This window comes from Lysinibacillus halotolerans (assembly GCF_003711845.1).
GTDB lineage: Bacteria > Bacillota > Bacilli > Bacillales_A > Planococcaceae > Ureibacillus > Ureibacillus halotolerans.
This window is the reverse complement of record NZ_RHLQ01000048.1, coordinates 1-25,126: the sequence shown is the minus strand read 5'-3', so window position 1 is coordinate 25,126 and position 25,126 is coordinate 1. Positions and strand designations below refer to the sequence as shown.

Below are 25,126 nucleotides of genomic sequence, written 5' to 3'. Positions count from 1 at the left end.
ACAATCATTACCGAGGTCAATGGAACTTAAAAAAGATGACGCCTGCACAATACAGTCACCATCTTCTTCAAGTTGCTTAAAAGCCTTTTTTAAAAATGTCCTTTACAAAGGGTACACTTTATTTTGAGCAACTCTTTTTTATCCTATTATTCTTTTGGCTTTGATTCAACAATTACTGTAACAGGTCCGTCATTAATTAGTGCAACATCCATCATTTCACCAAAAATACCTGTTTCAACGTGAAGGCCAAAAGCTTTAAGCTCTTCGTTAAATGATTCCCACAAAGGTAAGGCGGCTTCAGGTCTTGCTGCCTCTATAAAACTCGGTCTTCTACCCTTTCGAGTATCCCCGTATAAAGTAAACTGGGAAACAGATAAAATATCGCCACCATGTTCAACAATGGAACGATTCATTTTACCTTGATCATCTTCCCATAGCCTAATTTCCGCCACTTTTTTTGCCACATAGCGTACATCTTCTAACGTGTCAGTATGGGTTAATCCAACTAATAATACATATCCTGAATCGATAGCACCAGTTACTTTACCATCAACCGTAACCGATGCTTGTTTACTTCTTTGAATAACTACTCTCATTCATTAAACCTCGTCTACTAATTAATGACCCGTTGAACGGAATATATATCTGGTAATTGTTTAATTCTTTCTACTACTTTGTGTAATCCTGAAAGATTTGAAATCGCAATTGTTAAATGAATCGTTGCAATTTTATCGTGATCTGCCCGCCCAGAAACAGCTAAAATATTTGTTTTCGCCTCACTAACTGCATGCATTACATCGTTTAATATACCAGGGCGGTCAAAGGCAGACACTTCAATATCTACAGGATATTCTTTTCGTACTTGCGCTTGACTATGCTCCCACTCGACCTCAATTAAGCGATTCATATTGTCCCCTTCTTGTATATTCGGACAATCTGAACGATGGACAGAAACACCTCGACCTTTTGTAATAAAACCAACGATTTCGTCTCCAGGTACAGGCGTACAACAACGGGATAAGCGAATTAATAGATTATCAATGCCTTTCACGATAACACCTGATTCGGTTTTACGTTTTTTCGTAGAAGGATTTTGCATTTCCTTTACGATTTTTTCTAAGGCTTCTTCCTGTTCCCGCTCTTTGCGTTTCTTTTCAGCGAGTCGGTTGACGATTTGTTGAGCGGTAATTCCACCTACACCAACAGCAGCATACAAATCTTCTTCATTTGTATAATTTAATTTATCTAAAACACGTTTTACATTTTCGGCAGAAAGTACTTCTTTAATATCGAAATCTTGGGATTTAATCTCTTTTTCTATGAGATCTTTTCCTTTCACGATATTATCTTCCCGTAAATGTTTCTTAAAGAATTGTTTGATTTTATTTTTTGCTTGGGAACTTTGGGCGATTTTCAACCAGTCTCTACTTGGTCCAAAGGATTGTTTCGACGTTAAAATTTCAATTATATCCCCTGTTTTTAACGGCGTATCTAACGGAACCATTTTACCGTTTACTTTTGCTCCAATTGTACGGTTTCCGACCTCTGAATGGACTCGGTAAGCAAAGTCGATTGGAACAGAACCAGAAGGTAGTTCAATGACTTCCCCTTTTGGTGTAAAGACGTAAACCATATCTGAGAACAAATCAAATTTTAAAGACTCCATAAATTCCTCAGCGTTTGACGATTCATTTTGGAACTCTAAAATTTCACGGAACCAAGTTAACTTTTGGTCAATACTTTCCTTATTGGAAACAGATTTTCCTTCTTTATAAGCCCAGTGAGCCGCGATCCCGTATTCTGCAATTTGGTGCATATCACGCGTTCGAATTTGTACTTCCAACGGATCACCATAAGGACCGATAACGGTTGTATGAAGGGACTGGTATAAGTTTTGCTTCGGCATAGCAATATAATCTTTAAATCTTCCTGGCATCGGTTTCCATAGTGTATGTACGATTCCAAGTACTGCATAGCAATCTTTAATGCTATCTACTATAACCCGTACAGCCAGTAAATCATATATTTCATTAAATTGTTTATTTTGCAAAACCATTTTTCGATAAATACTATAAATATGTTTCGGTCGGCCGGATATTTCAGCTTCTATTTCGACATCAGTCAGTTGGGATCTCACTTCATCCATAACATTTTCTAAATACGCTTCTCGTTCAACGCGTTTTCTTTTCATCAAGCTGACGATTCGATAATATTGCTGTGGGTTTAAATAACGTAAAGCTGTGTCTTCTAACTCCCATTTAACCTTTGAAATTCCTAAGCGATGAGCAAGTGGTGCAAAAATTTCTAACGTTTCATTGGAAATACGTCTTTGTTTTTCAGCGGATAAATGTTTCAACGTTCGCATATTATGAAGACGGTCAGCAAGTTTAATTAAAATAACGCGGATGTCCTGAGCCATCGCAACAAACATTTTTCGATGGTTTTCTGCCTGTTGCTCTTTTTTCGACAAATATTTAATTTTCCCGAGCTTTGTTACGCCATCAACTAACATCGCTACTTCTTCATTAAATTCATTTACTAAATCATCCCGTGTAACAGAAGTATCCTCTACGACATCATGAAGAAAACCTGCAGCAACTGTTTCTGGGTCCATTTGGAGCTCAGCTAAAATCCCTGCAACTTGTATAGGATGAATAATATATGGTTCCCCTGAACTACGAAGCTGTTCTTTATGGGCTTCATTTGCTACTTCATAGGCTTTCTTTACGAAGGCAACATGTTCATCGTTCATATATGTTTTGACGAGCGCGAATACATCTTCGGGCGTCAAAATTTGCTCTTTCGCCATTAGTTGTCCACCTTGCTAAAAAATTTTCAAATTTAATTTATAATCTTAATTGTATAAAAAATATGTACAAAAAGTAAAGATAACTACATAAATCATTTCAGAAATACGACAAATTCGAACATTTTCGAACATTATTTTACTTTTAATAAAACCTTATTTCAATTATTTTATTACGAATCCAAAAATTGGTGAGCAGCTAATAATCGAATGAAAAAAGGAAATATCCCGAATGTAAACGGAATATTTCCTTGAAATGATTAATATTCAATTAACGTCTTGATTGGGTAATTGCCGATTTTGTCACGACCATTTAAGTCTTTTAATTCAATAATAAATGCACAACCAGCTACAACGCCTCCTAATTTTTCGATTAATTGAATCGTTGCATCTACTGTGCCGCCAGTTGCTAATAAATCATCCACGATTAATGCTTTTTGTCCCGGTTTAATCGCATCTTTATGCATTGTTAAAACGTCTTGTCCATATTCTAATCCGTATTCAACACGTACGACTTCACGTGGAAGTTTTCCTTCTTTACGTACCGGTGCAAATCCGATTTCAAGAGCATAGGCAACCGGGCACCCGATAATAAATCCGCGCGCTTCAGGTCCTACAATCACTTCTGCCCCTACTTCTTTTGCAAACTCAACAATTTTGTCGGCAGCAAATTTAAATGCTGGTCCATTATCCATAATTGTTGTAATATCCTTAAAACTAATGCCTTCTTTCGGCCAGTTTTCTACAGTTGTTACGTATTGCTTTAAATCCATTATTAATTTGTCCTCCTTAGGAATAAAGATATTCCTTCATTCGTTCGTTAAACCATTGTTTTAATTCTAAATATGGTGCATACAAAAGCTTTTGTTCTATTTCAATTTGTTTCACTCTTTTTTTATAGCTTGTCGCTTCTGAAAGAGAACGCTTTGGCGCATTTATATTTACAGTCGTCAGACCATTTTCTATTGTAACAAAACCTAGCTCAAAAAACACGTTTGTCATAAATTTAATTATTTCCAAATTCAATCCAATATGTTGAGATAACCGTTCCATATGAATGGACAAATTAAATCCTGGACGTTTTTTTAAGAAGGAGTAATACCAGCCAAACTGCTCTCGGGTCGGCATTCCATTAAAAAATTTCGATTCCGGTGTGTAGAAAACCGCATAAATTCTCTTTGGCTGTGCTTGTTGAATATATTTTTCAAGCAATTCCATACTTGGTGGTAAATCTAACAAAACCACATAAGATGAATGATGGTTGAATACAGATTGCTCCGTTATAAAATGAATATCGCTATTCCCTAAATCTTGATTGAAATGTTCAACCGTTTTTTGATTAAAGGCAATAAAGGTACAATTTTGTTGCGGAAGAGTATGAATCCATTTTTGTACTTGGTTTTTCCCACGATAATCAAACAGCTGCCATTCCTTCGTTTGAACATCCGAAATCATCAATTGAGGCTTTTTATTTCCTTGCCATTCATTAATTTGTAAATCCCCAACAAAGGATAACTTTACACCATACGTAATTTCATCATAAAGATGACCTTTACCGAAGCCAATAGCATCAATTGTACCATAGGCATCCTCTAGCTCCATTTTTAAATGATTTTCACCTGAACCAATTTTTTTCATCGAACGTACTTGTACATTTTGTAGTGCATAGATCGGTTTTGCAAAACCTGTTCCAAAGGGCCCAAGCTTTTTAATTTCTTCAACGGACTCAACCGTTACTTCACTTAACTCTACAGGTACATCGATCTTTAATTTCGGTGTTAACATATCGGCTGTTAATACTTCTTCCGCTTGTTTATGAAGACGTTTACGTAATTCATCGACATGTTCAAGGGCAAAGGTCATTCCTGCTGCCATCGGGTGACCACCAAAATGGGGCAAGATTTCGCGGTTTTTCGCTAACTCTTGATATAAGTGGAAACCTTCAATACTACGACCAGAACCTTTCGCCGTCCCTTTGATCGGATCTAATGATAAAACGATAGTCGGACGATAATATTTTTCCACTAATCGGGAAGCTACAATTCCAATAACACCTGGATTCCAACCTTCTTTAGCTACTACGAGGACTAAAGAACTCGATATGTTTGGATCCTTTTCAATCATGTGAATCGCTTCTTCCGTTATAGATTGGACGATTTCTTTACGCTCCACATTTTTCTTATTTAAAAGTTTTGCCCCTTCTGCTGCATCCAAATCATTTTCACTCATTAAAAATGTTACACCCGGATCAGCATCACCTAAACGTCCAATCGCATTTAGACGAGGTCCGAAATAAAACCCAATGGAATCTTCGTCAATCTCATGCTGTTTCACACTCGTTACTTCACAAAGGGCGCGTACCCATGGATTGTAAGATGTTCTTAAATGTTTTATACCTTGTTGCACAATATAACGGTTTTCTCCTACGAGAGGTACTAAATCAGCTACAGTTCCAATAGCTACATATTCATATAAATGCTCTGGTACTTCCCCATATAGTGCATGGGCTAATTTAAAGGCAACTCCTACTCCTGCTAACTCACCGAAAGGATAATGACCTTCAGGAACACGGGGATGTATGATGACATCCGCAGGTGGTAGCACATCTCCAGCCTCGTGATGATCTGTAACGATCACGTCCATTCCAAGCTCTTTTGCAATACGAATCGGTTCTATCCCGCTAATCCCATTATCGACTGTAATAATTAATTGTACACCGTTCTCGTATGCCTTGTGGAAGAGCTCCTCATTTGGACCATATCCGTGGTCAAATCGGTTTGGAATACAAAAGTCTACATCCGCTCCTAAATCCAATAAAACATTCATCATAACGGTCGTACTCGTGATCCCATCGGCGTCGTAATCGCCATAGATTAATATTTTCTCCCCATTATGTAAAGCCTTCTCTATACGCTCTACAGCTTCTTTCATACCGTTTAATAAATATGGACTATGTAATTGACTTTCATCCATTTGCAACAAGGATTTTGCTTCCTGAACAGATGTATAACCCCGTGCAATTAATATTTTTGCTGCAATGGATGAAATATTTAATTCCTTTTGTAATTCAATTATGTTTTCTTCATTCGGTTGTTCAACAATCCATTTCTTCGTTGATTCGATCATTTTGTCACATCCTCAATTTTTCATTATACCGAAAATGGAACGCTTCTACTAATCTTTAAAAATAGATAAATTGAGAAATATTACAAAGGGATAGTATAAATCATCGATTATGTTCAAAAGAAAAAAGTGTAGACAAAGTCGAACATGACTTTATCCACACTTTATTCACTTTCTCTATTAAACAACAGGCTCGTCTGAACCCCATTGCTTTTTCTCTTTTTTCTCCACAACTGTACCTTTTTTGTCCATTTGGCGACACTTTAATGTATACCAAATTTGTGCGGCAATACAGATTGAAGAATACATCCCTGTAACTAATCCAATTAATAGCGCTATGGAGAAGTTTTGAATAGCAGGTGCTCCAAAGATTAACAATGCTACTACGACAATAATCACTGTTAATACTGTGTTTACTGAACGGGACATCGTTTGACGAAGAGACTTATTAACAATATCCGCCAATTCTTCTTTCGTTTTAATAACACCTTTTCGATCAACGTTTTCACGAATCCGGTCAAAGGTAACGATTGTATCGTTAATCGAATAACCGACGATAGTTAAAACGGCAGCTATAAAGGTAATATCTACTTCCAAACGGAAAACACTAAAGATGGCAACCATAAAGAATACATCATGTACTAATGAAGCAATAGCTCCTAATCCCATTCTCCATTCGAATCGGAATGCGACATAAATAATAATTCCGATGGCAGCAATAACAAGGGCATCAATAGCGTTTTTCACAAGCTCTTGTCCTACTGTAGGAGATACAGTGCTTACATTTGGCTCATGTCCATAATCTTCTAATACTTCCGATTTAAAAGTTAAGATCTCTTTTTGAGATAAGTCATCTTTATAAGTGATAACAGCCGTATTTTGTTCTTCACCAGAGATGACGATATCTTCCGATGGGAACCCAATTTCATCGATATAATCTTTTATTTCATCTTGATTGACTTGCTCATCCGCCATAATCTCTACCCGTGTACCACTAGAGAAATCGATACCTAAGTCTAATCTAAATATACTTATTATGACTACACCAACTAATAAGATAATGATCGATAAACTGTAGAATTTTTTACGGTTATGAACAAAGTCAAATCGATCAAAATTTGTTGATAAATCTAAAGTAGATACCCCTTCAGATGCATCATGAATTTTCTTTTTACGAACTCCGTAAAAGAATGGACTGTTGAAATAACCACTTTTAATAAGTAGACCGATTAACATTCGAGATAACCAAACGGCAGTCACGAAACTTAAAACTATTGTAATCATTAAAGTAGTCGCAAACCCTTTAACTGAACTATTACCAAAGAAAAATAATACAGCAGCTGCAAGTAAAGTTGTTAACTGGGCATCAATAATCGCTGTTAACGATTGTTTAGAACCTAATTGATATGCCTCTTGAATCGTTTTCCCTACTCGAAGTTCTTCCTTAATACGTTCCGCAGTTAATATGTTCGCATCCACTGCCATCCCGATACCGAGTACTAATGCTGCGATACCCGGTAACGTTAATACGGCATTAATAGCGTTAAATACAACTAATACTAAGTAAGTAAAGACTACTAGAGTGATAATGGATACAAATCCAGGTAATCGATAATACAACAACATGAAAATAAAGATTAAGACTACCCCAACAACACTAGCAAATACTGTACTTTTTAACGCTTCTTCACCAAATTGTGCACCAACGGATGTTGAATATTTTTCAGTTAATTTTACCGGTAAAGCTCCCGCATTTAAAACACTAGCTAAATCCTTCGTCTCTTGAACGGTAAAATTACCACTAATCATTACGTCTGTTGTATTTAAAACTTGATCAACTGAAGCGGCAGAAACAAATTTCGGATCTTCCTTCTGTACTTCTTTTGCGTATGAATCGACACCTTCTTCAAAGTCCATCCATACAACTAATAAGTTTTCGCCCACCGGCATTTCCGATATTTTTTTCGTCACCTCAGCGAACTTCGATGCATCTTTTAATGTAAGCGTAACGATTGGACGATTTTGCTGATCAAAGGAAGCTGCTGCACCCCCTTCTTTTAAATCCGTACCATCTAATAATAAATTGTCATGAATATCTCGGAAGGTTAAATTCGCTGTAGAAGACAACAATTCACGAGCCGAAGATTGGTCATCAACCCCTGCCAATTGAACACGTATACGATTGTCTCCTTCAACTTGAATGCTCGGTTCACTAACACCGAATTGGTCAATACGATTCGATAGAGCGGTTGTCGTATCTGTAAGGATGCTTTGTGTTATTTTTTCACCATTTAGTGGTTCTACTTCATATAAAACCTCAAACCCACCTTGTAAATCTAAGCCGAGTTTTACATCTTTTAAAATCCCTTGTACCGTCGTACCAATCCCAGCTAATAATACAACTACAACGAGTACAAAAGTAAAAATACGGCTTTTTTGCTTCATTTTTAAGTCCTCCTCAATTGTGTTTACATAAACGTAAACACAAAAAACGCAACTACGTTTTTGTCAAAGTGATTAATGCTTTTTATTTCGTTTTACAACTGGCCAAACTAGTCTATGTACCAAACATATTATGAGACACCTTTGTCCAACTGTCAAACCAATGCCATGGGTTTACTGCTCTTCGTTCGTACTTTTTGATTTTAATAGTTCTTGCAACTCTTCTTGACTTACGTCACTAAACCAATTGGCGGAATGAAATTGTTGAATTTGAAAATGACTAACAATTTCCGAAGGTTTAATCCCGTATATCGTTTCTACTATTTCATATACGCGTAGATCTTCTATTTTTTGTTTTCTCCATTTTTTTTGAATACAAAAATTCCAAAGATCTTCTAACGAAATACCATCATATTCATAATACTTAATCTCTTCCACTTTGCTTTGTAATACCGGTAAAACTTGTTTGTATAGCTGTTCGAACTGAATCATGACAATCCCCCCAACCAGTAGTTTTAACTAACGACCACTAAGCATACAAATATTGTATCTGAAATTTCTTGAAATGAGAAGGGATTGAATGAATGGGTTCATTTGTTAAGGGAACATTGTTTTTGACCGTTGTTATTTTTTTGTCTAAAATGTTCGGATTTGTATATAGAATGCAGTTCATGCGGATTGCGGGAGAAGAAGCCGTAGGGATTTACATGACCGCCTATCCGGCCTTTATATTCTTTATTTCCATCTTACAGTTAGGAATTCCTTTAGCGGTTGCTAAAGTCGTAGCCGAACTTCATGCAAAACGAAAAGATGGACAACTTAAATCGGTTATGACAACTGCCACAAGATGGTCAATTCTTTCCATTATTATCTTCACCCCATTACTTTATTTATTTATACCATATTTAGCTGGGACACTTTTACATAATGATGGGACGAAATTGACATTATATGTTGCCCTTGGTGCTGTGCCAATTGTTGTTTTCTCTGGGTTGTTTAGGGGATATCTTCAAGGGATCGCCGTTATTTCGGCAACGGCTTGGTCACAAATGCTTGAACAAATTATTCGAATTTCACTCATTACTTTTTTGTTACCATTTTTCGTTACTCCAGAAAATCCAGCGTTAACTGCTACTTATGCGATGGGTATTACAGCGGTTGGAGAAGTATTTTCTTTAGTTTATTTGTACATTCATTACAGATTAAAGAAAAAAAAGCCGAAGAAAACCGATTCAACAAAAGCGTATCCTGCATTACCATTATTACGGATAGCTGTTCCTTCGGCAGGTAGTCGATTATTTGGCACTTTTACATGGTTTTTAGAACCAATTGTATTTTTAAAAGCGTTAACCGTTTCAGGATTAACGGCTGCTGGCGCTACAACATTGTACGGTGTTATTTCAGGGGTCCATGTTCCTTTACTACTATTTCCGTCATTTATCCCGAATGCCCTTGCGATTGTATTAATCCCAGCTGTTAGCGACGCTGTTGCAAGAAGTAATTATAATTTGTTAAATGAACGGATTGGTATTTCATTACGTTTATCATCCCTTATTGGCTGTTATGCAGCTACTTATTTCTTTATACATGGGGATGAACTAGCGATGAAACTATTCCATCTTGAAGAAAATCGTGGATTTATGAGAATATTAGCTCCAATTTTTTATTTTTACTACATTCAAAGTCCATTGCAATCCATTTTACAAGCCGTGGATGAAGCACGACCGGCTATGATGAACTCCATTTACGGCGGACTCGCTAAATTGTTTGTTATGTTTGTACTAGCCTCTCAACCATTTATTCGAGAGTTTGGAGCTATTATCGCCATAGGGTTTGGTGTATTAATTACTTCCTTCCTACATATGGCAACACTACGTGGACATAAAATGATTAGTGCAGGTTTTAGATTCTTCGCTGTCCCTTATGGAATCTTTATTTTAACAAGTTTTATTCAAACGTATTTAATTTCTAATTCTTCCTTCGATTTTTGGACAAATAGTGCGCTAACTTTAATCATCCTTACGTTGTTATTAATTTTAACGAATCAAATTAAAATAAGTGATTTTAAATATTTAACTTCGATCATTTCCCGTCGTCTTTAATTGAACGTGAATTTTGTCATTTTCATAACAACAGTAAAAAACATTATCAATTTTTTCATAACCGGCTTCCTTTAACTTTTCCAGAAGCCATGAACGTTCTTTTTTCATTAATTTCAAATGTTTTTCCACAATATAACCATCAACAACAAGGGGTAAAATAAGTGGATCTTCATTTTTTAGAAATATCGATAATTTACCCGATGGTTCTAAAAATGCATAATCAATACTTTGAATGGATGGGACTCCTTCTTCACGCATTTGTTGAAACAGGTCATCTAAATTATACCGTTGTTTTTTCATCTCTTCTTGATTAATAACCCCTTTTTCAACAATAAGGGAAGGATCTCCATCTATTAAATCACGGACATTTTTATTTTTTAATGTCATGAGTGAATTGATATATTGAATGACAAATAAAATGATAATGGGAAGTATGTTTTGAAAAATAGGTTTGTCAACTTCTTCTAATGCAAAGGCGACACATTCAGCAATTAATATAAAGACGACTAAGTCCATTATACTTAGTTCGCCTACTTCCCTTTTGCCCATCATACGGAAAACAATTAATATGAAAATATATAAAAACACGGTTCTTAAAATGATTTCCCCATACATTTCCATTTTTCACACACCCTCCTTTCCCCATTGTGAGCACAAAGGAGGGTTACTATTCATGAATTTGTATATTAGAGAAATGAAAAAAGCTTACTAATTTGGAGCATGTCCAAATTAGTAAGCTTTCAATGAATTATTGTGTAATGACGCGACCAATTGCTTGACGCTCAAATTTTAAACGTGTTTTTCCATCAACGATGATATAAACCGCTGTATCTTCTATCGCGTCAACTTCACCATGAAGTCCCCCGATTGTTACAACTTGATCTCCACGTTTTAAATTACTTTGCATTTGTGCCGTTGCTTTTTGTCTTTTTTGTGCTGGACGGATTAAAATAAACCACATCGCAACGAACATAATAAGAATTGGTAATAAACCTAATAGTTGTTCCATATATACACTCCTTTCAAACCTCATTTTTAAGTATATTATAAAATGGTTATAAAAAGCGATTTGAAACGATTATTTTTCTACAAATAATCATATTTTTCTCAAATCGCCATATTATTGACGATACTCTTACAATTTTTAGAAGTTTTTCGCATCCGGTTTATTAAAACCATACTTCTCAAAAAATTCTTCACGGAAATCGCCTAGACGATCTTCACGAATCGCTTGTCTTACTTGTTCCATTAATTTTAATAAGAAATGTAAGTTATGATATGTTGTTAAACGAATACCAAATGTTTCTTCTGTACGAATTAAATGACGAACGTAAGCCCGTGTATAGTTTTTACAAGTATAGCAATCACAATTTGGATCAATCGGGCTGAAATCTCGGGCATATTTCGCATTTTTCACCACTAAACGACCTTCTGAAGTCATTAATGTACCATTGCGGGCAATACGAGTCGGTAATACACAGTCAAACATATCAACACCGCGAATCGCTCCATCAATTAAAGAATCTGGAGAACCTACCCCCATTAAATAACGAGGTTTATTATCAGGTAGTAATGGTGTTGTATATTCCAACATGCGGTTCATAATTTCTTTTGGTTCACCAACTGACAATCCACCGATGGCATAACCCGGTAAATCCAATTCCACAAGGGCTTCTGCAGACCGTTTACGTAAATCTTCGTATTCCCCACCTTGTACAATTCCAAATAATGCTTGATCTTCTGGACGGGCATGGGCCTCTTTACAACGTTTAGCCCAACGAGTCGTACGATCCACAGAATTTAGCATATATTCGTATGATGCTGGATATGGAGGACATTCATCAAAGGCCATCATAATATCAGACCCTAAATCATTTTGAATTTCCATTGCCTTTTCTGGACTTAAGAAAAGCTTGTCTCCATTTAAATGATTACGGAAATGTACGCCTTCTTCTTCAATTTTACGAAATTCACTTAGTGAAAATACTTGGAAACCACCAGAATCCGTTAAAATGGGACGATCCCAGTTCATAAATTTATGTAGTCCGCCCGCTTCTTTTATAATATCATTCCCTGGTCGAAGCCATAGATGATATGTGTTCGATAAAATAATGCCTGCATCCATTTCCTTTAATTCTTCTGGAGACATTGTTTTAACAGTAGCTTGTGTTCCAACTGGCATGAAAGCAGGTGTTTCAAAAGAACCATGGGGTGTATGAACAATCCCCAGTCTGGCACCAGTTTGCTTACATGTTTTAATTAATTCATATGTTACGGCTGGTTTTGTCATAGGTGAAAAAAATCCTCTCTTCTTTTAAAGTAAAAATCCGTTATATATCATTAATAAAAATTAAGATCGATTTGGTCGAATAAACATTGCGTCTCCGAAACTGAAGAATCGATACTTTTCTTCTACAGCTTTATTATACGCATTTAATATAATTTCTCTAGTTGTAAGGGCACTTACTAACATTACTAAAGTAGATTTTGGTAAATGGAAGTTTGTAATTAATCCATCAATCGCTTTATATTCAAAGCCAGGATAGATGAAAATATTTGTCCACCCTTGCTCCGCGCGAATTTCACCGTTATATTTATGGGCAACCGTTTCTAACGTACGTGTTGATGTCGTACCAACAGCAATAACTTTCCCACCATTCGCCTTTGTTCGATTAATAACTTCTGCTGCTTCTTCCGATACACTATAAAATTCCGAGTGCATATCATGGTTTTCAATGGAATCTACACTGACTGGACGGAATGTTCCAAGTCCAACATGTAATGTAATGAAAACAACTTCTACACCTTTTTCTTTAATTTGGTCTAAAATTTCATTTGTGAAATGTAATCCTGCTGTTGGAGCGGCAGCAGAACCAATTTCTTTAGAATAAACCGTTTGGTAACGTTCCCGATCATCTAATTTTTCGTGAATATATGGTGGGAGTGGCATTTCTCCTAACTGATCTAATATTTCGTAGAAAATGCCTTCATAGTTAAATTTAAATAATCTACCGCCATGATCTAATTCACCGATACAAGTCGCTTTTAGTAAGCCATCTCCAAAGGAAATTTCAGTACCGACTTTCACACGTTTTGCTGGTTTAACAAGGGTTTCCCATTCATCGTTATTACCTTGTTTAAGCAATAATACTTCAATATGGGCACCTGTTTCTTCCTTTACTCCCAAAAGTCTTGCAGGCATGACACGCGTATTATTTAGTACAAGACAGTCCCCTTTTTGTAGTTCATCAACTATATGTTTAAATTGACTATGCTCCACTTCACCAGTTTTCCGATCTACTATCATTAATCGACTAGCTGTACGATCCTCTAACGGTGTTTGAGCAATAAGTTCTTCAGGTAAATAGAAATCAAAATCTTCAACTTTCATTTTTACATCTTCTTTCATTATATTTGTTCTGGATAAGTATAACCAAAATGTTCATAGGCTAGTTGGCTTGCAACCCGTCCCCGTGGTGTACGTTGAATAAACCCAATTTGCATTAAAAAAGGTTCATAAACATCTTCAATGGTTAAACGTTCTTCCCCAATGGAAGCAGCCAACGTATCTAGCCCAACAGGTCCACCTTTAAATCGTTCAATCATACTAATGATTAGTTTATGGTCAATATAGTCAAGTCCTCTGGAATCGACTTGTAATAATTCAAGGGCTTGATTTGCAATAGCAAGGGAAATTTTCCCGTCTCCAATCACTTGGGCATAATCCCGTACCCTTTTTAATAAACGATTGGCGATTCTCGGTGTTCCCCTTGAACGACGAGCAATTTCTCTTGCAGCAAGTCGTTCAATTTCCACATTGAACAGCTCGCTGCTACGTAATACGATTTCTTCTAACGCTTCCTCATCATAATATTCCAGTCTTAATAATACACCAAAGCGATCTCGTAACGGCGCTGACAATGCTCCCGCTCTTGTCGTCGCACCGACCAACGTAAAAGGTGGTAAATCTAAACGAATGGAGCGCGCTTCTGGTCCTTTTCCGACAACAATATCTAAACAAAAGTCTTCCATAGCCGGGTATAAAACTTCTTCTATAGAACGAGGAAGACGATGAATTTCATCGATAAATAAGACATCCCCTGGTTGGAGGGAGCTGACAATAGCTGCCAAATCGCCAGGACGTTCAATAGCAGGACCACTCGTTAAACGAATATTGACATCCATTTCATTGGAAATGATGGAAGCTAATGTTGTTTTCCCTAATCCCGGTGGCCCATATAATAATACATGGTCTAAACTTTCTTGTCGGAGCTTTGCTGCTTCGATGAAAATATTCAAATTTTCCTTTACCTTATGTTGACCAATATATTGAGAAAGCTTTTGAGGTCGTAGAGACATCTCAAATTGTTCATCATATTGATTTGCCTCACTTGAAATGATTCGATCGGACATAAATCACTCCCTCCTTACTTCACTTTTAGCAATAGTTGTAAAGCTTGTTTCATATAAGCTTCTGTTGTCGTTAACTGGTCATTTTCTTCTAACTTCGGCTTAATCTTTGTCAACTCTTTATCCGAATACCCAAGGGCTATTAACGCTAACATCGCTTCTTCTAATTCTTGTTTATTTGGATTAACACCAAATAGTGGCAATTCATCTTCTGCACTTGGTAATTCTACTTGTTCAAGTAATGATCCTAATTTTCCTTTTAAATCTAAGATCATTTGACGAGCCGTCTTTTTGCCAACTCCAGGGAACTTAACTAGAAATGCTTCATCTTCCATTTCAATGGCAGATATGACCTGAGACGGGTTACCACTTGCTAAAATAGCTAATGCCCCTTTTGGTCCTATTCCTGATACTTGAATAAGTTTTCTAAATAACTCCCGTTCATCCAGCGAGCGAAATCCGAATAGCATATGGGCATCTTCTCTAACATGCATATGTAAAAAGATTTGTTGCATATCTTCTTTTATGCGAAAGGCAAAGGGATTAGGTGTAAAGATTTGCCAACCAATTCCTTGTTGCTCTACCACAACATATTCTGGCGTTATCCGTTTAATTTGGCCAATTATATAGTCATACATTGTCATTCCCCCACATTCACTGCTTTAAATTATAGCATACTGTTCGGTATTCACCCGAACAAATACTACGATATCTTTTTGCTCATTGTATAGTGCTCGTTTGAAAGTAGGAAACCTAAATTCTGAATGGAAGGTTAGAGAATCCTTTTCCACCATTGCGTAAATGAACAAAGAAAGACCGTCTTTATAGACGGCCAATTGTTTTTCTTTTGCTTTCTATTATTTTATCAAACTTTCCCCAATTATTGATAGTTTGAATGTAATTTTTCTGTTTCTATAATTAAATCAGGCCAATGCCTTAACGCTTTTTCTGTAAATGGCATTAAATAGTCTAAGAAAGCATCTCGCTCATACTTACCTAATTGCAGTACATAGAGCCATTCTCGTAACAGCTCATTCGGATACTGTAAATAATTTATTTTTGGTAAACACAATTGATGAAGATACGGAATTTCCTTAAACAACTTTTTCAAATCGTAATCCATAGTAGGTAAAACACGGTGCATCCATAATATCATTTCTTCCGCTGAATCACCTACTACGGCTAGATCAAAATCGATTAATTTCATTTTCTTATCTTCACAGATTAAAAAATTATGATGAACGACATCCCCATGTAACAAAGTGAGTTTCCCATTCACTTTATGCCTTTTTCTTCGCATTTGTTTCAAAACTCTGCTTGCAAAAAGAGTAATATCATAATAAGTGTGTTGTAAATAGGGAATTAATTCTTTTTCATTAATAAGAAATCGTTCATATCGTGCATTCCATTTTTGATAAAGATGCTGTCTTGGGAAAATGACTTGACTTTTCCAATCAATGACATTTCCCGTATCATGTAATGCTTTTAATATTTTATAACTTTGCTTTCTTTGATCGGCATTGGAAAAATCGGCACTATAACTATTATTTTGCCAAAGTTGAATAACTAAATCCTTTTCCTTACTTTTCACTAACGGAATAACATATGGAAACTTAATCGAATCCAATTGTTTATGAATCGATTTTACTTTTTCAGCAACCGAAACGTTTTCATATTTTTTTATAAATAATGTTCCGTTTGATGTCTCTTGCTTCCATATATTGTTCTTAATTTGCATATTAATATTTCCAAGGTGTGTAATGGGATGAATAAGGGTTCATATAAGGATTACTTTGGCAATTAGGGTGCATCGGATGTGACATCATCGGTTGCTGCATCATATAAGGCATCATTTGATGCATATGTTCAGGCATCACTTGGGACATATGATGTCCATAATAATTATTTTGTGGATAATGGGAAGTCCCCATAGATTCAGGATCATAGACATCATCAAAATCATCTACATCGTGATAATTTTCAACATTCTCTTCGAATTCACCTAGCACCTGATGATTATCTTCTACTTTTTCAATACCTTTTGTTTTTAATTCAGAAGAATCCTTTAACCAATCAGGTAAACCGTCTTCATCATCGAACGAATTATCCATTGCTGGTGCCACATCCATTGAAGGGGAAACATCATAATTCGGTTCAAAATGCGGAAGTCCATAAGGCATTACTTCATTCCGATAGCCGCCACCGCATCCGCAGTCATGATGTTGTACAGGTTGCTCCTGACATCCACATGGGTATGGTTGATGATGATAATATGGTTGTTCCTGACATCCACACAAATCAAAATAATGTGGTTGCTCGAAACATTCACACGGATGGTGATAGTATTGCGGCATACATGGTACATAAATAATTTGAGGTTGCGGAACAGGTACATATTCCACTTCTTTTTCTACTTTTGTTTCTACTTTTGGCTGCGGCATTGGTTGTTGTGGTACTTCAACAAAAATTGGCTGTACTTGCATCATTGGCTGTTGTGGTACTTCAATAAAAATCGGTTGTGCTTGCGGCATTGGTTGTGCTTGTGGGTGTTGTTGTTGGAATTGTAATTGTGGTGCAAAATCGAAATGGAATTGTGGTGTTAAATCGAACTGTGGCATCGGCATCGGAATTGGAACAGGTGCTGGTATAGGCGCCTTTTCCACCGGTTTTTCTTGTGTTAATTTTTCCTTCGGTGCAGTTTGTTTTGGCTTTGTGATTGGTGCTGTTTGTTGTTCCTTTGTAATTGGTGCTGTTTGTTGTTGCTTCGGCATCGGCGCTGTCTGTTGTTCCTTTGTCATCGGTGCCGTTTGCTGTTCTCTTGTCATTGGTGCAGTTAGCTGTTCTTTCGTCATTCTTGACGATTCATTACTATTTGGGTTTGCATTTGTATTGGCATTTGAACCATTATCCGGTAAAATAATTTCCATTCCTGGAACAATATAATCTGGGTTAGCCAAATGCGCATTTAAACGTTTTAACTCATCAAGTCCAATCCCATACTGTTTGGCAATTCGCCATAATGTCTCACCTTTTTGAACAATATGAATTCGCACAAACATCCTCCTTTTCTCGTTTTATAATATGTTACTCAAACGAAAAGGACACAAAAAAATTAAACGATTTGTGTTGTTCCTCGTGATAAACTATGAATGAAGGAGTAATGTATATACATGAAATTTCCAATGAAAGAGGTGCCAAGATGAAAAAAATATTAGGAGAAGAACGGCGCAATACATTGCTCCGTTTATTAAAGAGTTCAAAATCCCCAATAACAGGATCAGATTTGGCTAAACATGCGAATGTATCAAGACAAGTAATCGTCAATGATATGAATTTATTAAAGGCACGAAATGAACCGATTATTGCGACAAGTCAAGGTTACCTTTATATGCTGCGGGACGATCATAATGAAATATATGAAAGAAAAATTGTTTGTTTACATACTGCAGAACAGGCGGAAGACGAAATGTTAACGATAGTCGATTGTGGTGTAACATTAAAAAGCGTGATCGTTGAACATCCTCTTTACGGTGAAATTACCGCTTCCATGATGTTGTCCAATCGTCATGATGTGGATAGCTTCATTAAGCGAGTCAATGAAACGAAAGCAAATTATTTATCTGTACTGACGAACGGTACCCATTTACATGTCCTTTCTGCCTCATCTGAAGAACAATTAAATCTTGCAGAACAGAAGTTAAGGGAAAAAGGATATTTAATAGAAGGATAATAAAAATGGGCACTCGAAAAGAGTAGCCCATTTTTTATTTCAAATTTCACTGTAAAAATCGATCTAAATCATCCTTCTTCGGAATGCTACATTGATTGTTTTTAATTAATTTATGACGATTTTTTGCAATTTTGTCATAAATCAGATCTCGAATAGGTGTCGGAATGATGGTGAATAAATAAAACCCTTTCCATCCTCTATCTAATTTACGACTAATTCGCAATACTGCTGTTGACTTAAAATAACAGTTGTCGCCTTCAATGTAAATGACACTATCTATTGATTTTGGAACGTGAAACTTTTCCATTAAAGTTTGCCCTATATCACTTTGAATTGATGCAAATTTAAAATGCTTTTTATGATCCCTTTTCATAATAAATTGGACTGTTGCATCGCAAAAATGACATTCCCCATCAAATAAAATAATGTTCATATCCTCACCTACTTCACTCTGGTGTTAAATAAGTATCATATGTACCGAGGGATTTCACTGTACAGCCAAGTGCCTTTAATTCTTCAAAAGCTCCCTTCATCATTGGCTCATTTTCATCGGCCAATATATCCATGATGAAGAAATAGTCCCCTAAACCCGTTTTTAATGGCCTCGACTCGATTTTACTTAGGTCCAGTTTGCGCCAAGCATAAACGGAAAGAACTTGGTGGAGCGCACCCGATACATTTTCCGGTAAAGTGAGCATCACCGTTGTTTTCGTTTTCCCTTCCGATTCTTTTCCCTGTAGCCGTATATTTTTTTTTGATAATACGACAAATCGGGTATGGTTAAAATGAAAATCATGTATATTTTTCTCTACAATCTCTAAATTATATTTTTCAGCAGAGGATGTATTTCCGACTGCTGCGATGCAACGATCCGGATTTTCAGAAACTAGCTTTGCTGCTGCTGATGTAGATGAAAACTGATGTAAAGGTACTTTACTAAATCGATAAAACAAATATTTATGACATTGGGCTAAAGCATGGGGATGGGAATAAATTTCTTCTATGTTGTGCCAATTATCTTTTTGCGCTTTATGAACCATTAAATGTTGTTGTATTTTTGACAAAACTTCTGCCACAATAAATAATTCTGCCTCATGATATAAATAGTCAATCGTCAGCGGTACTGTCCCTTCTATAGCATTTTCCAAAGGCACGACTGCCAAATCGACTTTTTCACTTGATACCGCCTCAATACATTCAGGAATCGTTGTATAAGGGATTAACGTTTCATTGGGGAATAAACTTTTTGTAGCTAAATATGTAAAGGATGCCTCTGGTCCTAAATATGCTATTTTGTTTAACTCTTTCTCTTTCACTTTGATCCCTCCACCATTTTCTAACTAGCGCGATTTTTCTTTCAATTTTATGTAAAAAAGAGAGAGCAATTGAAGACTCTCTTACTCTCTTGTCAATCGTTGTTAAAGCGCTCCAGAACTAATGACTTCTGCAGATTCAACAAACTCTAACTTTTTCAATTGTTGTAATAAATCATCCAGTTCAATTTCCATGCTTGTTACATCCAAAGATAATGTCACATTAGCACGCCCTTGAATAGGAATTGTTTGGTGAATTGTTAAAATATTACAATGGGCGATCGATATAATTTCTAATAGTTTGGCAAGTGTTCCCTTCTCGTCTTGCAATTGAATAAAAATTGTTAAAATACGTTCTCGAACAATGGAGTGAAAAGGAAAAACGGCATCTCGATATTTATAAAATGCGCTCCGAGATATATCCACTTCTTTTACTGCATCCCAGATTGAAGAAACTGCACCACTTTGTAGAAGATGCTTTGCTTCCAATGTTTTTTGCATCGCATCCGTCAATACGTCTTCACGTACTAAATAATACCGTTGATTCGCAACGTTTTTCATACTCTCCCTCCAACATCTTCCCAATATACATTAAGCAAACTTTACTCTACAAACTCAAATTCAAATTCTAATAATCGAACGATATCCCCGTCTTTTGCTCCACGTTCACGTAAAGCGTCATCTACGCCCATTCCACGTAATTGTCGTGCAAAGCGACGTACACCGTCTTCTCTACTGAAATCAGTCATTTTAAATAAACGTTCAATGGAGTAGCCAGATAATACATATGCACCGTCATCATCACGAGTAATATCGAAGTCTTCACCTTTTTTCTCGTGTTTATAAAGAACGGATGCATCACTGTCTTCTTCCACCACATCGTGCAATTCGAAATGAGGTGTTACTTCAAGAAGGTCAGCGATTTCAAACAATACCGGTTTTAAACCTTGGCGAGAAATGGCCGATACAGGGAAGACTTTAACGGAATCTCCCACTTTTTCTTTAAATTCTTTTAAATTCTCTTCTGCATCTGGCATATCCATTTTGTTAGCGACAACAATTTGAGGTCTTTCAGTAAGACGTAAATTGTATTGTTTTAATTCTTCATTGATTGTCAAATAATCTTCATATGGGTCACGACCCTCCATACCTGACATATCAATAACATGGACAATTACTCGAGTTCTTTCAATATGACGTAGGAATTGCATACCTAATCCTACACCTTGGTGTGCACCTTCAATTAACCCAGGTAAATCAGCCATGGCAAAACTTCTACCATCTTCTGTTTCAACCATACCTAAATTTGGTACGATCGTCGTAAAATGGTAAGCACCAATTTTAGGCTTTGCAGCTGAAACGACAGATAGTAACGTCGATTTCCCTACACTTGGGAATCCAACTAATCCTACATCGGCTAATACTTTTAACTCTAATATAACATTTAATTCTTGCCCTGGCTCCCCTTTTTCTGCAAGTTCTGGCGCAGGGTTAGCTGGTGTAGCAAAGCGACTATTGCCACGGCCACCACGGCCACCACGAGCAATGACAGCCCTTTGACCATGCTCAACTAAATCTGCAATAACAGCGCCCGTTTCTTCATTCATCACCACTGTACCTGGGGGAACTTTAATTACTAGATCTTCGGAGTTTTTCCCGTGCATCCCCTTACTCATCCCGTGTTCACCACGATTTGCTTTGAAATGACGTTTATATCGGAAATCCATTAAAGTACGCAATCCTTCTTCTACTTCAAAGACAACATTTCCGCCATTGCCGCCATCTCCTCCAGCAGGTCCACCATTTGGGACAAATTTTTCACGGCGAAAGGCGACCATACCATCTCCGCCGTCTCCACCTTTCACATAAATCTTTACGTGATCGACAAACATTACTTTCACTCCTGTTCTATACTCAAAGCATATTTCCACTGATTCGTAGTTTGTTCATATGTTTGAACGGTTAAATTTGTTACTTCATGTTCAAATAAATGGCAATCCCATTTTCCGATTAATTCAAAAGTTAAATGGAATGCTAATTCATTTGATTCAATTTGAATCGTTAGCTCATGTTCAGTAAATGGATCTAAGCTATCATAAACATGAATAACTGTCTTTTCTAAGTATTCTACAATTTGTTCATCTTTTTTCATATCAACCGGACTTGTTACATTACTTTTTAATGTCACTTGGAAAGCTGGGTAGCGCCATTGAAGCGTTTGTAACCATTCTACTGTATTTGGTAATTTTAGTTTATTGATATTTGAAAGGGTTTTACATTGTTCAGAAATTTGCTCAATAATTTTTTTTGATTCTTCTACTCTGCCCAAATCCAAGTTCATTTTGATCAGCTGTAGTTGATTCATATAATCATGATTTGCAAATCTTAATACTTCATTTACTGATAGGGATAGAGTTTTCATTTTGAACCTCCACATGATAGAAAAATGCTACTAAATTCTTTTTTAGTATAACAAGTTTTTCTATACTTTTCCCTTTTTTCCCCTAATTCTGTAAGAATACTATAAGAAAATTTCAGTTATCCATTAGAGATATAGTATCATTCGTCATTTTTATCAAATTAAAAAAATACCCTTAACACATGAAAAAGGACTGCTGTCTAGCAGTCCTTTCATTTAAATATGGAATTAAGCTTCTTGAGCTACAGGGTAAACACTTACTTTTTTCTTGTCGCGGCCTAAACGTTCGAATTTAACAACGCCGTCAACTTTAGCGAAAAGTGTGTCATCTCCACCACGGCCTACGTTTGTACCTGGGTAAATTTTTGTACCGCGTTGACGGTAAAGAATTGAACCACCAGTTACGAATTGACCATCAGCACGTTTCGCACCAAGGCGTTTTGCTTCAGAGTCACGTCCGTTCTTTGTAGAACCTACCCCTTTTTTCGAAGCGAAAAATTGAAGGTCTAAAGATAGTAACAATTTCATTTCGTTCCACCTCCTACTAGGCTACTTGGTTGTAGTTAATTTGAATATATTGTCCATAGTTTTGAACCATCGAGTAAACTTGAGCAGTCATTACTTGGACAATAAGTTGTAATTTTGCATCGACTTCTCCGTCTATATCAGTAGGAAGATCTACACGAAGGTAGCCACCGCCTTCTGTTGCTTGATCAATTTTCGGTTCAATTTGAAGTAGAGCATAAATTGCATTTACAGTACCAATGGCAATTGTAGATGCAGCTGCACATACTAAATCTTTCCCCGTTTGATCGTACTCAGCATGACCTGAGAATTCATATGCAGAAACATGTCTATTTTCATCGTGATGAATCGTAACAGTAATCATTTTATTCACCTCGATTTATTAAGCGTTGATTGATTCAACAACTAATTTTGTGTAAGGTTGACGATGACCTTGTTTACGACGGTAGTTTTTCTTCGCTTTGTATTTGAATACAGTAATTTTTTTAGCGCGTCCTTCTTTTACAACTTTCGCTGTAACAGTAGCACCTGCAACAGTTGGAGCTCCAACTTTCACTGTTTCTCCACCTACGAATAAAACTTTATCAAATGTTACTACTTCATCAGCTTGAACACCTAGTTTTTCAACATAGATTTCTTGTCCAGCTTCTACTTTGATTTGTTTTCCACCAGTTTCGATAATTGCGTACATTAAAATGCACCTCCTCTTAGACTCAGACTCGCCTGTAACGAAAGGTGATCTTTCGATTCTTAAAAAACCTTTCCAGAGCGGTTGTAGCACGGGTGCTACAAACAATAACATTAAAAATACTACCACAACAATACTCTCACGTCAATCTTTTCATAACATGTTTCTCAAAGGCAAACCGATATTTTCGATATCTCCATTCATTGACGATTTGAAGGAGTAGAAATAAACTCAATCCTAATAAAAATAAAGTTTTTGGCAATAAAATAAAGGTGATAAATACCGAAATCGTAATGAGTAGTAATGATAATGTTAAATAAAGTTCAATCATTCGAATACGCGGATGAAAAATTAAAATTAATGATAACATCATTCGACCACCATCTAATGGCCAAATTGGAATGATATTAATCGCTAGTAAAATAAGTTGAATTTTTAAAAATGGATCCGCTACTAAAGGATCCAACAATGGTGTCACAGCGATACATCCGATTGTAGCAAGCGGTCCACCTATGGCGATGATGAATTGTTTTCGTGGCGAAATAGACATACCACCTCTCAATACTATTTCACCGCCATAGGGCATAATAACACAGCGTTCCACTTTTACTTTACAAAGATAAGCAGCAATTATATGGCCAATTTCATGAATTATTAAAGAAGATAAAATAAGTGCATAATACGAAACGTTACCATATAACACCATACTAAAAAGAACCGGTAAAAATAATGGATGAATTGTCATACGCATCATGATTGCGTATGCTCTTTCATCCATTCTAACGTTTCCTCAAGATTTAAAACTTTCCCATTCTCCTCAATTTTAATATAAAGATCTCCCGGTTCTTTATTCGCAATCGTACTTCCCCTCTCAATAGAAGTATAAGGCAGTAAAGAAAAGGAATCCACATTGCCATATGTGACCGTTGTATCGTCTTCGTAATAAACTGAGATTGTTTTGCCTGTATTTTTTGAATGCCCTGTATAAACGACCAATCCATTTTCAATCGCGAGAATCGGAATAGGCTGCTCGAAGGTTAACAAGTATCCGCTATCATAAGGTTTGACAGCAACAAAGGATAATAATTCTTGATTTACTTTATCCGAGGAAACAGTAATCGTCGTATCCGGTTCTTTTCCAAATACTTCTCTTAAAAAATTTCTCATAATGGTTAAATCTTCGGAACTATATACAATTTTATTTACGTCTACTGCAATTTGCCCTCTTTCATGTAATTGACTTCCAACTAATACAACTACGCAGAGAAGAACAGCAGCAATCCATTTCCATAATTTGTTCACTACCTCATCCATTCTCATTTTTCATAGTATATGAAAAATATGAAAATAGGATTCAATTTGAACGAAAAAAGAAACTGTCCAATTTAGTCGAATTATAAAAAATAGAGACCTAAAAAAAGGTCAACAAACAAAAAAGAAAATTTACGGGTTCTAAGTCAAATGTTGGGGTGAGCATTTAGCTCACTCCTAATTTATGCGACCCGAACATCTATATTTTTATATTGATGGTGTAATAACACCTTTAATCTGAATCGATCAAATCGTTT

At 36.3% G+C, this 25,126-nt stretch carries 26 protein-coding genes and 1 other annotated feature; of the genes, 2 read left to right on the top strand and 24 right to left on the bottom strand.

Annotated elements, in window-relative coordinates; genetic code table 11:
* Positions 1 to 146: 146 nt before the first annotated feature.
* The 6 genes from dtd to EC501_RS15240 all read right to left on the bottom strand — a co-directional run bounded on the left by dtd (position 147) and on the right by EC501_RS15240 (position 8,863).
* Positions 147 to 596: a D-aminoacyl-tRNA deacylase gene (gene dtd / locus EC501_RS15265; protein ID WP_122973229.1), complete on the bottom strand. Its 450-nt coding sequence runs from the start codon at positions 594 to 596 to the stop codon at positions 147 to 149.
* A 17-nt stretch (positions 597 to 613) separates the two neighbouring features.
* Complete coding sequence (locus EC501_RS15260; RefSeq protein ID WP_122973228.1) at positions 614 to 2,809, bottom strand: RelA/SpoT family protein; 2,196 nt, start codon at positions 2,807 to 2,809, stop codon at positions 614 to 616.
* A 257-nt stretch (positions 2,810 to 3,066) separates the two neighbouring features.
* The gene (locus EC501_RS15255) at positions 3,067 to 3,579 is read right to left on the bottom strand and encodes an adenine phosphoribosyltransferase (protein WP_122973227.1); all 513 of its coding nucleotides are present in this window, start codon (positions 3,577 to 3,579) and stop codon (positions 3,067 to 3,069) included.
* Between the two features lie 16 nt (positions 3,580 to 3,595).
* Positions 3,596 to 5,932 carry a single-stranded-DNA-specific exonuclease RecJ gene (gene recJ, locus EC501_RS15250; protein WP_122973226.1) on the bottom strand — a complete coding sequence of 779 codons (2,337 nt, stop codon included), beginning with the start codon at positions 5,930 to 5,932 and terminating at the stop codon, positions 3,596 to 3,598.
* Positions 5,933 to 6,109: 177 nt separating this feature from the next.
* The gene (gene secDF, locus EC501_RS15245; protein WP_122973225.1) at positions 6,110 to 8,374 is read right to left on the bottom strand and encodes a protein translocase subunit SecDF; all 2,265 of its coding nucleotides are present in this window, start codon (positions 8,372 to 8,374) and stop codon (positions 6,110 to 6,112) included.
* Positions 8,375 to 8,545: 171 nt separating this feature from the next.
* Complete coding sequence (locus EC501_RS15240) at positions 8,546 to 8,863, bottom strand: post-transcriptional regulator (protein WP_122973224.1); 318 nt, start codon at positions 8,861 to 8,863, stop codon at positions 8,546 to 8,548.
* A gap of 92 nt (positions 8,864 to 8,955) precedes the next feature.
* Here EC501_RS15240 and EC501_RS15235 point away from each other — a divergent pair, with 92 nt between their 5' ends.
* Positions 8,956 to 10,473, top strand: coding sequence for a putative polysaccharide biosynthesis protein (locus EC501_RS15235; protein WP_122973223.1), 1,518 nt, complete (start codon positions 8,956 to 8,958; stop codon positions 10,471 to 10,473).
* Here EC501_RS15235 and EC501_RS15230 read toward each other — a convergent pair.
* The 8 genes from EC501_RS15230 to EC501_RS15195 form a co-directional block, all read right to left on the bottom strand.
* Positions 10,444 to 11,094 carry a DUF421 domain-containing protein gene (locus EC501_RS15230; protein WP_122973222.1) on the bottom strand — a complete coding sequence of 217 codons (651 nt, stop codon included), beginning with the start codon at positions 11,092 to 11,094 and terminating at the stop codon, positions 10,444 to 10,446. The two genes, EC501_RS15235 and EC501_RS15230, sit on opposite strands and share 30 nt — an antisense overlap.
* 127 nt (positions 11,095 to 11,221) lie before the next feature.
* A complete protein-coding gene (gene yajC / locus EC501_RS15225) occupies positions 11,222 to 11,482 on the bottom strand; it encodes a preprotein translocase subunit YajC (protein ID WP_122973221.1) in 261 nt (86 codons plus the stop codon).
* Positions 11,483 to 11,617: 135 nt separating this feature from the next.
* A complete protein-coding gene (gene tgt / locus EC501_RS15220) occupies positions 11,618 to 12,763 on the bottom strand; it encodes a tRNA guanosine(34) transglycosylase Tgt (protein WP_122973220.1) in 1,146 nt (381 codons plus the stop codon).
* Positions 12,764 to 12,823: 60 nt separating this feature from the next.
* Positions 12,824 to 13,864 (bottom strand): tRNA preQ1(34) S-adenosylmethionine ribosyltransferase-isomerase QueA, encoded by a 1,041-nt coding sequence (gene queA, locus EC501_RS15215; RefSeq protein ID WP_122973231.1) that lies wholly within the window; start codon positions 13,862 to 13,864, stop codon positions 12,824 to 12,826.
* 17 nt (positions 13,865 to 13,881) lie between these two features.
* On the bottom strand, positions 13,882 to 14,886 hold the full coding sequence (ruvB, locus tag EC501_RS15210; RefSeq protein ID WP_122973219.1) for a Holliday junction branch migration DNA helicase RuvB: 1,005 nt from the start codon (positions 14,884 to 14,886) through the stop codon (positions 13,882 to 13,884).
* Between the two features lie 14 nt (positions 14,887 to 14,900).
* Positions 14,901 to 15,521 carry a Holliday junction branch migration protein RuvA gene (gene ruvA / locus EC501_RS15205; protein WP_122973218.1) on the bottom strand — a complete coding sequence of 207 codons (621 nt, stop codon included), beginning with the start codon at positions 15,519 to 15,521 and terminating at the stop codon, positions 14,901 to 14,903.
* A gap of 242 nt (positions 15,522 to 15,763) precedes the next feature.
* Positions 15,764 to 16,621, bottom strand: coding sequence for a phosphotransferase (locus EC501_RS15200; protein WP_122973217.1), 858 nt, complete (start codon positions 16,619 to 16,621; stop codon positions 15,764 to 15,766).
* A 1-nt stretch (position 16,622) separates the two neighbouring features.
* Entirely contained in the window at positions 16,623 to 17,936 is a 1,314-nt protein-coding gene (locus EC501_RS15195) for a LysM peptidoglycan-binding domain-containing protein (RefSeq protein WP_158599728.1), read from the bottom strand.
* 146 nt (positions 17,937 to 18,082) lie between these two features.
* Here EC501_RS15195 and EC501_RS15190 point away from each other — a divergent pair, with 146 nt between their 5' ends.
* Positions 18,083 to 18,613, top strand: a complete 531-nt coding sequence (locus EC501_RS15190) for a transcription repressor NadR (RefSeq protein WP_122973215.1) — start codon at positions 18,083 to 18,085, stop codon at positions 18,611 to 18,613.
* A 46-nt stretch (positions 18,614 to 18,659) separates the two neighbouring features.
* Here the strand turns inward: EC501_RS15190 and EC501_RS15185 are convergent, their stop codons facing one another.
* The 10 genes from EC501_RS15185 to EC501_RS15140 all read right to left on the bottom strand — a co-directional run bounded on the left by EC501_RS15185 (position 18,660) and on the right by EC501_RS15140 (position 24,860).
* Entirely contained in the window at positions 18,660 to 19,046 is a 387-nt protein-coding gene (locus EC501_RS15185; protein WP_122973214.1) for a thiol-disulfide oxidoreductase DCC family protein, read from the bottom strand.
* A 13-nt stretch (positions 19,047 to 19,059) separates the two neighbouring features.
* Positions 19,060 to 19,929, bottom strand: a complete 870-nt coding sequence (gene pheA, locus EC501_RS15180; protein WP_122973213.1) for a prephenate dehydratase — start codon at positions 19,927 to 19,929, stop codon at positions 19,060 to 19,062.
* Between the two features lie 102 nt (positions 19,930 to 20,031).
* Complete coding sequence (locus EC501_RS15175; RefSeq protein ID WP_122973212.1) at positions 20,032 to 20,487, bottom strand: ACT domain-containing protein; 456 nt, start codon at positions 20,485 to 20,487, stop codon at positions 20,032 to 20,034.
* Between the two features lie 41 nt (positions 20,488 to 20,528).
* Complete coding sequence (obgE, locus tag EC501_RS15170; RefSeq protein WP_122973211.1) at positions 20,529 to 21,818, bottom strand: GTPase ObgE; 1,290 nt, start codon at positions 21,816 to 21,818, stop codon at positions 20,529 to 20,531.
* Positions 21,819 to 21,823: 5 nt separating this feature from the next.
* A complete protein-coding gene (locus tag EC501_RS15165) occupies positions 21,824 to 22,348 on the bottom strand; it encodes a Spo0B domain-containing protein (protein WP_122973210.1) in 525 nt (174 codons plus the stop codon).
* A gap of 225 nt (positions 22,349 to 22,573) precedes the next feature.
* Complete coding sequence (rpmA, locus tag EC501_RS15160; protein ID WP_121212831.1) at positions 22,574 to 22,873, bottom strand: 50S ribosomal protein L27; 300 nt, start codon at positions 22,871 to 22,873, stop codon at positions 22,574 to 22,576.
* A gap of 16 nt (positions 22,874 to 22,889) precedes the next feature.
* Positions 22,890 to 23,234 (bottom strand): ribosomal-processing cysteine protease Prp, encoded by a 345-nt coding sequence (locus EC501_RS15155; protein WP_122973209.1) that lies wholly within the window; start codon positions 23,232 to 23,234, stop codon positions 22,890 to 22,892.
* 18 nt (positions 23,235 to 23,252) lie between these two features.
* A complete protein-coding gene (rplU, locus tag EC501_RS15150; protein WP_122973208.1) occupies positions 23,253 to 23,561 on the bottom strand; it encodes a 50S ribosomal protein L21 in 309 nt (102 codons plus the stop codon).
* A gap of 14 nt (positions 23,562 to 23,575) precedes the next feature.
* Positions 23,576 to 23,654, bottom strand: a sequence feature (ribosomal protein L21 leader region).
* Positions 23,655 to 23,697: 43 nt separating this feature from the next.
* Complete coding sequence (locus EC501_RS18660; protein WP_241559370.1) at positions 23,698 to 24,336, bottom strand: site-2 protease family protein; 639 nt, start codon at positions 24,334 to 24,336, stop codon at positions 23,698 to 23,700.
* Positions 24,309 to 24,860 carry a M23 family metallopeptidase gene (locus EC501_RS15140; RefSeq protein ID WP_158599727.1) on the bottom strand — a complete coding sequence of 184 codons (552 nt, stop codon included), beginning with the start codon at positions 24,858 to 24,860 and terminating at the stop codon, positions 24,309 to 24,311. Before EC501_RS15140 ends, EC501_RS18660 begins: the two co-directional genes overlap by 28 nt.
* Positions 24,861 to 25,126: the final 266 nt, after the last annotated feature.

Excerpts from the sequence above, each read along its gene's own strand:
- dtd (WP_122973229.1), bottom strand. The coding sequence starts at position 596 with ATGAGAGTAGTTATTCAAAGAAGTAAACAAGCATCGGTTACGGTTGAT.
- EC501_RS15260 (WP_122973228.1), bottom strand. The coding sequence starts at position 2,809 with ATGGCGAAAGAGCAAATTTTGACGCCCGAAGATGTATTCGCGCTCGTC.
- EC501_RS15255 (WP_122973227.1), bottom strand. The coding sequence starts at position 3,579 with ATGGATTTAAAGCAATACGTAACAACTGTAGAAAACTGGCCGAAAGAA.
- recJ (WP_122973226.1), bottom strand. The coding sequence starts at position 5,932 with ATGATCGAATCAACGAAGAAATGGATTGTTGAACAACCGAATGAAGAA.
- secDF (WP_122973225.1), bottom strand. The coding sequence starts at position 8,374 with ATGAAGCAAAAAAGCCGTATTTTTACTTTTGTACTCGTTGTAGTTGTA.
- EC501_RS15240 (WP_122973224.1), bottom strand. The coding sequence starts at position 8,863 with ATGATTCAGTTCGAACAGCTATACAAACAAGTTTTACCGGTATTACAA.
- EC501_RS15235 (WP_122973223.1), top strand. The coding sequence starts at position 8,956 with ATGGGTTCATTTGTTAAGGGAACATTGTTTTTGACCGTTGTTATTTTT.
- EC501_RS15230 (WP_122973222.1), bottom strand. The coding sequence starts at position 11,094 with ATGGAAATGTATGGGGAAATCATTTTAAGAACCGTGTTTTTATATATT.
- yajC (WP_122973221.1), bottom strand. The coding sequence starts at position 11,482 with ATGGAACAACTATTAGGTTTATTACCAATTCTTATTATGTTCGTTGCG.
- tgt (WP_122973220.1), bottom strand. The coding sequence starts at position 12,763 with ATGACAAAACCAGCCGTAACATATGAATTAATTAAAACATGTAAGCAA.
- queA (WP_122973231.1), bottom strand. The coding sequence starts at position 13,864 with ATGAAAGTTGAAGATTTTGATTTCTATTTACCTGAAGAACTTATTGCT.
- ruvB (WP_122973219.1), bottom strand. The coding sequence starts at position 14,886 with ATGTCCGATCGAATCATTTCAAGTGAGGCAAATCAATATGATGAACAA.
- ruvA (WP_122973218.1), bottom strand. The coding sequence starts at position 15,521 with ATGTATGACTATATAATTGGCCAAATTAAACGGATAACGCCAGAATAT.
- EC501_RS15200 (WP_122973217.1), bottom strand. The coding sequence starts at position 16,621 with ATGCAAATTAAGAACAATATATGGAAGCAAGAGACATCAAACGGAACA.
- EC501_RS15190 (WP_122973215.1), top strand. The coding sequence starts at position 18,083 with ATGAAAAAAATATTAGGAGAAGAACGGCGCAATACATTGCTCCGTTTA.
- EC501_RS15185 (WP_122973214.1), bottom strand. The coding sequence starts at position 19,046 with ATGAACATTATTTTATTTGATGGGGAATGTCATTTTTGCGATGCAACA.
- EC501_RS15175 (WP_122973212.1), bottom strand. The coding sequence starts at position 20,487 with ATGAAAAACGTTGCGAATCAACGGTATTATTTAGTACGTGAAGACGTA.
- obgE (WP_122973211.1), bottom strand. The coding sequence starts at position 21,818 with ATGTTTGTCGATCACGTAAAGATTTATGTGAAAGGTGGAGACGGCGGA.
- EC501_RS15165 (WP_122973210.1), bottom strand. The coding sequence starts at position 22,348 with ATGAAAACTCTATCCCTATCAGTAAATGAAGTATTAAGATTTGCAAAT.
- rpmA (WP_121212831.1), bottom strand. The coding sequence starts at position 22,873 with ATGAAATTGTTACTATCTTTAGACCTTCAATTTTTCGCTTCGAAAAAA.
- EC501_RS15155 (WP_122973209.1), bottom strand. The coding sequence starts at position 23,234 with ATGATTACTGTTACGATTCATCACGATGAAAATAGACATGTTTCTGCA.
- rplU (WP_122973208.1), bottom strand. The coding sequence starts at position 23,561 with ATGTACGCAATTATCGAAACTGGTGGAAAACAAATCAAAGTAGAAGCT.
- EC501_RS18660 (WP_241559370.1), bottom strand. The coding sequence starts at position 24,336 with ATGGATGAAAGAGCATACGCAATCATGATGCGTATGACAATTCATCCA.